The following is a 6,961-nucleotide window of genomic DNA, read 5'->3' as shown; positions in this document are numbered from 1 at the left end:
GGGATTTGCCAGAGTTACTTCTAGTAATAGCTAGAATTTAGTTTGGCAAATAAATTTTACCTGTAAGTTGATAGTTAAAATGGAACTTTTCAGAGCTATCAATCGTCTAATTAATATCAAATATGTTGTATGTGAGCAGCAGAATGGAGAATTTTATGAAAAAAGTGTCAATATTATTTATAATAATATTACTTCCAATTATGGTAGCAGGATGTCAGTCATCTGGGGAAAAAGCACCAACAGAATCACCTGATAAACAAGCATTAACAAAAAAAACGACCAAAGGGAGTTCGGGAAATAGTGAAAAAGAGCAAGAGCTAACGATGTATCTTGAAAAATCTAACTACAGTTTGTCAGTTGATGAAATTACCTTACAAATCAAAAATTCTGGAAAGAAGGATTATGAATTTAAACAATTTTATACTGTGAAAAAATATCAAGATGATGAGTGGCGTGAAATTCCATTCAAAAAAGATACAGGTTTTGATGATATTCTATATACTATAAAATCTGGGGAAACACATAGTCAGATAATATATTTGCAAGAATTGGATGGAAAAATAACAAAAGGTAAATACAAGATTATTAAGGATTTCTCATCAAATAGCAGTGAGATAACTCTTGAAGCTGAATTTGATATTGAATAGGATTAGGCTTTAATAAAAATCAAGAAAATAAAGCTCTAGCATATAATTGCCCATGGAAGAATTCATCCCGATATTGTAAATCTATGTAATGAGTAGGAAAACAGAAATCTAAAGGTGCCGCCTGACACAAGATAGTGTCAGGCGGCACCTTTGTCTATAAAAAGATTTTTACATAGTTATATTTTCATTCTTACTAAATTCCACCAAGTGCTCCTAAGAAGTTCACTTTTTATTCATGAACCTCTTAGGAGCACCATATTATGACGCAAATTTTCACCGCTGCTTTTTGTACATATCTCCTAAACGAGAAGCAACTCTTTTATAACAAAACTCTAAAATATTTCCGACAAGGTGGTGATTTTATGTCTGAACGCTGCAGGAGTCTGAACGTGTCCTTCCGAGTATCGGAACAGGAACGTACTATGATTGAAAAAAATGGAACTGCCTGGTATACGTAATCTGCGGGCGTATATGCTTAAAATGGCTGTAGATGGCTATGTAATACAGTTTGACCTATCCGAGGTACGGGAAATGGTTTCAGAAGGCTGCAATCCGTGGTTTTCCTTATAGTTGAAAATTTATTAATTGCGAAACAAATAGAAATAATTTATAAAATTACCTATTGACTCTCACATTATGGTATACTCTAAAATAAATATGAGCTCAAAAAACACATATATGTGAGGATATAAAAATGCTGAAAATAGGTGATTTTTCAAAACTATCAAGGATTAGTATACGGATGCTGCGTCATTATGATGAAATAGGTCTGTTGGTGCCAAAGAGCATTGATAGCTTTACAGGCTATCGCTTTTACAGCGAGGACCAACTTCCGGTTATTGGACGGATCAATGCCTTGAAGGATATGGGTTTTAGTCTTTCGACCATTATAGAGATACTAAAAAGTTATGATAATCCTCAAGCACTGGCAGAATTTTTGGCGGTTAAACAATCTGAAGTACAGGCAGAGGCCGAAGAAGCGGAGCACCGTCTGCGGCTCCTTGATACAGCCATAAAGCGGCTGAGAAAGGATGGAACGGTTATGAATTACAATGTTACTTTAAAAGAAATACCCGAAAGATATGTTGCAAGCGTACGAAAGGTTATCCCTAATTACCAGCAGGAAGGAATGCTGTGGGGCATTTTGATGCAGGAAACAGCTCCCCTTCAGATGCAGGATGGGGATCCATGTTACACATTAGCTATCTTCCATGATGGTGAATTTAAGGAATCCAATGTGGATGTAGAGGTACAGAAATCCGTTCGCGGCAATTATAAGAATACCGAAAATATAGTATTTAAAACGGAACCTCCCGTTCTGATTGCATCTGCTACCTACAAGGGCAGTTATGAAAAGGTAGATGAGGTTAATGAGGCAGTGGCCAATTGGGTACATGATAACGGTTATGACTTTAATGGTTTGTCCTTCAATATCTATCACGTCAGCCCCCATGAAACACAAAATCCTGATGAATACGTCACAGAGGTTTGTTATCCGGTTAGAAAGAAATAGTTGTGATTAGGCAACCGTCTGCAAAATTGCAGACGGTTTTTGCTGCTTTAAATGCAGAATCCTTAAATTTTAATTAGCATTAAAAATGTATTTATCTTATTATAAACCCAACAAGCTACAATTAAAAGTGTATAAACACACTTTTAGATTATTACACATTTAATTTATTATTGGTACATTAATGTAGGGTGATAAAGATGGAAATAGATTATAAAGCTTTAGGTGAAAGAATAGCAAAAAGAAGAAGAGTATTAAATTTAACACAGGATGAAGTTGCAGAAGCTACCGGACTTAGCAACAATTATATTTCGAATATAGAAAACAATCATTCAATTCCCAGTATTGAAACGTTGATGAAAGTATGTGAAGCTCTTGATACAACACCGGACTATTTACTTTTGGGTACGGTTAAATATGTGGATGATAGCCTAAAGGATCAAATTACTGAGAGAATCAAGCTATGTGATGAACGAAAACTTAAATTAGTTGATCATTTCATATCATGGGTAATTGATGAAACGTTATAATTTATCCTTTAGAAAGAGACGTGGCTTTTAAAAGATTAAAAGTATTTCCATGGATATGTTCTTGTATTGTTGTACGTTATGCAAAACATCAATTACATAATGAAAGGAGTAATTTATTATGAATCATAAAGACAGAATGCTTACCGGACTGCCTTACAAGGCCTGGTTGGATGGACTAAGCGAAGAAAGAATGGAGAACAAGAAAAAAATTTATGAGTATAATTTATTGCGTCCCGAGGAAGAAGAAAAGATGGACCAATTAATTCGTGGTATCTTTGGAAAAACGGGTGAGAATGTACACATTGAACAGCCTTTCCACTGTGATTATGGGAAGAATATAGAGGTTGGAAAGTTTTTTTATGCCAATTACAACTGTGTAATTCTTGATGTGGGTAAGGTAACTATTGGCGACTATGTTATGTTTGCCCCTAATGTATCCATTTACACTGCGGGTCATCCTATCCATCCGGATTCCAGAAATTCAGGGTATGAATATGGAATACCAATTACCATAGGGGATAATGTATGGATAGGCGGTAACGTTGTAATCAATCCGGGTGTCACCATAGGAAACAATGTGGTTATCGGTGCAGGCAGTATTGTTACCAAGAATATACCGGATAATGTGATCGCTGTAGGAAACCCATGCAAAGTTGTCAGAGAAATTACGGAAGATGATCGAAAATATTATTTTAAAGACAAAGAATTTGATGTACAGGACTACCTATAATAGTGAAAAACCATAAGGCTTAATGATCTTATGGTTTTTTTATACTTTATGATTTCATGCAGTTATATTTGCCAATAATATAGAGGAGATTGAAATTAAAAATTGATAATTGACAAATAAGCATGGATGACGTATGATGTAGTAATGAATACTATATCATGTAGAGATTAAAAATGGTGGTGAATAAAATGATTAGTGTAAGGATATATGGAGATTCGATTTTAAAAGGAATTCAGATTAATCCTGTAAACAAAAAGTATTATGTTAATAATAATATTGATGTAGAAAAACTAAGCGAAAAATACTCTATTGAGATTAAAAATTATTCGAGATTTGGATGTACGGTAACAAAAGGAAGGAATATCCTTAAAAAGAGCTTAGAGAATGCTGGATGTGATGCAATTGTGATGGATTATGGTGGAAATGACTGCGATTATAATTGGAAAGAAATTTCGGAGATTCCGGAAGGCAATTATTCTCCTAATACGCCAATAGAACTTTTTATGGAAACCTATTATGATATCATTGATACATTAAAGAAAAAAGGTATTTTGCCTATATTGACTACATTACCACCATTAGAACCACAAAGTTTTTTTAATTGGTTTTGCAGAGATCTCAATAAAAAAAACATTATGCTGTGGCTTGGTGAAATCAAAAACATTTACTATCATCAGGAGAATTATTCTAAAATAATTGAAAAAATTGCATCGGATACACAAGTTCCGCTAGTTGATTTAAGAGGAGACTTCCTAAAGTCTGGGGATGTCGGTGCGTTGCTTTGCGAGGATGGAACTCATCCGAATACGTCAGGTCAAAAAGTCATAGCAACGTCCTTTAATAATTTTGCAAATGGATTATTATAATTTTACAAAGATGATTTATCTGAAATAAATCTTGCCGCCAAGGGCCATCCGGTTCAAGCGGCATCTTTTTTTGACAGTTTAAGGCATACAGAAGTCGTAACACTGTTGAAGAAGAAATGCTGGATAAAAACAGGCAATAAACAGTTTTTCAGTACCAATGTGACCAAGAGTGTAAATAAGAATGTTTGCAATAAACGAAAAAATAAATGGAATTTATATTGTTAAATATTTGACAAATAACTTAAAGAATGTTAAAATATTAACGAACTTAATTATTGTACTAAAAAGTCGAAGCATAAAGGAAAAAGGAGATAATAATATGAATTTATTTGATCTGACAGGTAAAGTTGCAGTTATTACAGGAGCCTCCAGTGGTTTAGGAGCCGATGCTGCAAGAGCATATGCGGAACAAGGTGCGGACGTTGCACTTTTAGCCAGAAGAAAAGAAAAGCTTGATGAAGTTGTGAAAGAGATTGAAGCTATGGGCAAGAAAGCGATTGCCGTACAGTGTGATGTTTCTAAAGAGGAAGATGTTGAAAAAGCAATTAAAGAGGTCTTGGAACATTACAATAAAATTGATATATTACTAAACAATGCAGGAATTGCCTTCGCAGGTTCTGTAGAAAATTTGACGGTTGAGCAGTGGGATACTGCAATGGATATAAACGTAAAAGGTATCTTTTTGACATGTAAATATGTGGTACCACATATGAAGAAGCAAAAATACGGAAAGATTGTCAACGTTGCATCTGTTAATGCGATTGTAGCAGATAAGTCAGAAACACTTGTGCGTCACGCTTATAATGCATCAAAGAGTGCAGTTCTTGGGTTGACTACTGGTATGGCGGTTTCTTTGGCACAATATGGGATCACTGTTAACGCCGTAGGCCCTGGTCTTTTTGAATCAGAGATGACAGCAGATACCTTATTTAAGGAAGAAAGATTCCTGCAGATGTATAACGCAATTTGTCCAGCTTCCAGGCCGGGAAGAAAAGGCGAGCTTAACGGACCAATCTTATTCCTATCCTCTGATGCATCCAGTTATACAACAGCACAGTTTATTGTTGTGGACGGCGGATTAACAGCAGTTTAGACAGCTGGTTTATCATATTTTTAAGGACAGTAACAAAAAGATCATTAAGTGCAATTGAAGAGCACTTAGTGGTCTTTTTGTTTTATTCTTTTAGTGCATTTTATCCCGTCTGCTTTAATAACTGCACCTGTAATTCCAGAAATACGATAACCCACTAATACTGCAATATTAACTGCAATAGCACCAGGGGTTGATTGTGCTATTGCAGCCATGTCTAATAACTCCCGTTCACTAATTAACTTCAGGTCATTAACGAAGTATTTACGCATCATAGGAATAACTATATATCCGCCTCCAAAGGTAAAAGCACTGATATTAAATGTAATTCGAAAAAGTGAAAAGTATAATTTGAAACTTTTTATTTTCATAAAAATAATACCTCCAAGAGAGTAATCGTCAACATTGTTTATTATACACCTTGATTTGACATAAGTATAATAGTATAATTTTATGAAACGCATAACTAAATAGTAATGAATAGGAGTTAGATATGAATATAAGATATCTGCGTATTTTTAAAATGGTATGCGAAGAAGAAAGTATTACAAAGGCAGCAGAAAAATTATTTATAACCCAGCCAGCAGTTTCAAAAGCAATTAGTGAATTAGAAAGTGATTTAGGTGTGTGTTTATTTGATAGAATCTCAAGAAAGGTTTATCTAAATGAAACTGGTAAGTTATTCTTGGCGAAGGTAATAAAGCTATTAGATTTGTATGATAATTTAGAGAAAAATGTTAAAGAGTTAGAAGATAATGCAGCTATTAAAATCGGATCAAGTATAACTATAGCGAACTTTATTTTACCTAAAGCCATAGTAAATTTTGAAGCAATTTATAAAAATACTCCCACAAAAGTTACTATTGGAAATGCTGGGAAAATTGAAGAGATGCTATATAATAATGAAATTGATTTGGGCCTAATTGAAGGAGTAATCAATAATGAAGAATTAATAAAGATTCCATTCTCCTCCTATAAATTAGCTATAATATGTTCTCCCAAACATAAGTTAGCTTTAGAAGAACCTATTCATATTAATAATTTAATGCAAGAAAGATTATTGCTTAGAGAAAAAGGAAGTGCTATTCGTGATGTTTTTGACAGTGCATTACTGCTTCAAAATTTAAAAGCAAATCCGGAGTGGACAAGTATAAATTCTCAAGCTCTTATTCATGCAGTAAAACACAATTTAGGAATAAGTGTGCTGCCCAAAATACTGGTAGAAGAAGAAATTGACAGTGGTGAACTCCTTGAAATAAGGGTAAATGATTTTGAGCTAGTTAATATAAATCATATTGTATTTCATAAAGATAAATTTCAAACAAATAGTTTTAAAGCACTTATTGAGATAATTAAGAATAGTATAAGAGATTAAGGAATAGAGTCTGGATCTAATTATTATTAGGCATTAAATGTTTGAATTTATAATGAATAAAGCTTTATTTATTCATGTTTAGCAAGATAGGAACAGCCCTTTTTTAAATTGCTGATATAATAGATTTTACCCATGAGAAGAAAGTTAAAAATGTATTGATATTATTTTAGGATATTGATATGAACACCCCGTGGGGAATATATTTAAGAAGAA

General features: G+C 33.7%; 9 protein-coding genes. 8 read left to right on the top strand and 1 reads right to left on the bottom strand.

Annotation, left to right across the window (positions count from 1 at the left end):
- The first annotated feature begins 155 nt into the window (after positions 1-155).
- The 7 genes from RT261_RS18775 to RT261_RS18745 all read left to right on the top strand — a co-directional run bounded on the left by RT261_RS18775 (position 156) and on the right by RT261_RS18745 (position 5,376).
- On the top strand, positions 156-647 hold the full coding sequence (locus RT261_RS18775) for an immunoglobulin-like domain-containing protein (protein ID WP_313134653.1): 492 nt from the start codon (positions 156-158) through the stop codon (positions 645-647).
- Between the two features lie 426 nt (positions 648-1,073).
- Complete coding sequence (locus RT261_RS18770; RefSeq protein ID WP_313134652.1) at positions 1,074-1,217, top strand: hypothetical protein; 144 nt, start codon at positions 1,074-1,076, stop codon at positions 1,215-1,217.
- 124 nt (positions 1,218-1,341) lie between these two features.
- The gene (locus RT261_RS18765) at positions 1,342-2,160 is read left to right on the top strand and encodes a MerR family transcriptional regulator (RefSeq protein WP_313134651.1); all 819 of its coding nucleotides are present in this window, start codon (positions 1,342-1,344) and stop codon (positions 2,158-2,160) included.
- A gap of 197 nt (positions 2,161-2,357) precedes the next feature.
- A complete protein-coding gene (locus RT261_RS18760; protein WP_313134650.1) occupies positions 2,358-2,687 on the top strand; it encodes a helix-turn-helix domain-containing protein in 330 nt (109 codons plus the stop codon).
- 118 nt (positions 2,688-2,805) lie between these two features.
- Positions 2,806-3,417: a sugar O-acetyltransferase gene (locus RT261_RS18755; protein ID WP_313134649.1), complete on the top strand. Its 612-nt coding sequence runs from the start codon at positions 2,806-2,808 to the stop codon at positions 3,415-3,417.
- A gap of 188 nt (positions 3,418-3,605) precedes the next feature.
- A complete protein-coding gene (locus RT261_RS18750; RefSeq protein WP_313134648.1) occupies positions 3,606-4,283 on the top strand; it encodes an SGNH/GDSL hydrolase family protein in 678 nt (225 codons plus the stop codon).
- Between the two features lie 319 nt (positions 4,284-4,602).
- Positions 4,603-5,376, top strand: coding sequence for an SDR family NAD(P)-dependent oxidoreductase (locus RT261_RS18745; RefSeq protein ID WP_313134647.1), 774 nt, complete (start codon positions 4,603-4,605; stop codon positions 5,374-5,376).
- A gap of 65 nt (positions 5,377-5,441) precedes the next feature.
- Here the strand turns inward: RT261_RS18745 and RT261_RS18740 are convergent, their stop codons facing one another.
- Positions 5,442-5,744, bottom strand: a complete 303-nt coding sequence (locus tag RT261_RS18740) for a chromate transporter (RefSeq protein ID WP_313134646.1) — start codon at positions 5,742-5,744, stop codon at positions 5,442-5,444.
- A gap of 122 nt (positions 5,745-5,866) precedes the next feature.
- Here RT261_RS18740 and RT261_RS18735 point away from each other — a divergent pair, with 122 nt between their 5' ends.
- Positions 5,867-6,748: a LysR family transcriptional regulator gene (locus RT261_RS18735; RefSeq protein WP_313134645.1), complete on the top strand. Its 882-nt coding sequence runs from the start codon at positions 5,867-5,869 to the stop codon at positions 6,746-6,748.
- The last annotated feature ends 213 nt before the right edge of the window (positions 6,749-6,961 follow it).

Source organism: Anaerocolumna sp., assembly GCF_032079385.1.
GTDB lineage: Bacteria > Bacillota > Clostridia > Lachnospirales > Lachnospiraceae > Anaerocolumna.
Note: the sequence above shows the minus strand (reverse complement) of the source record. Positions and strands in the feature narration are given on the sequence as shown.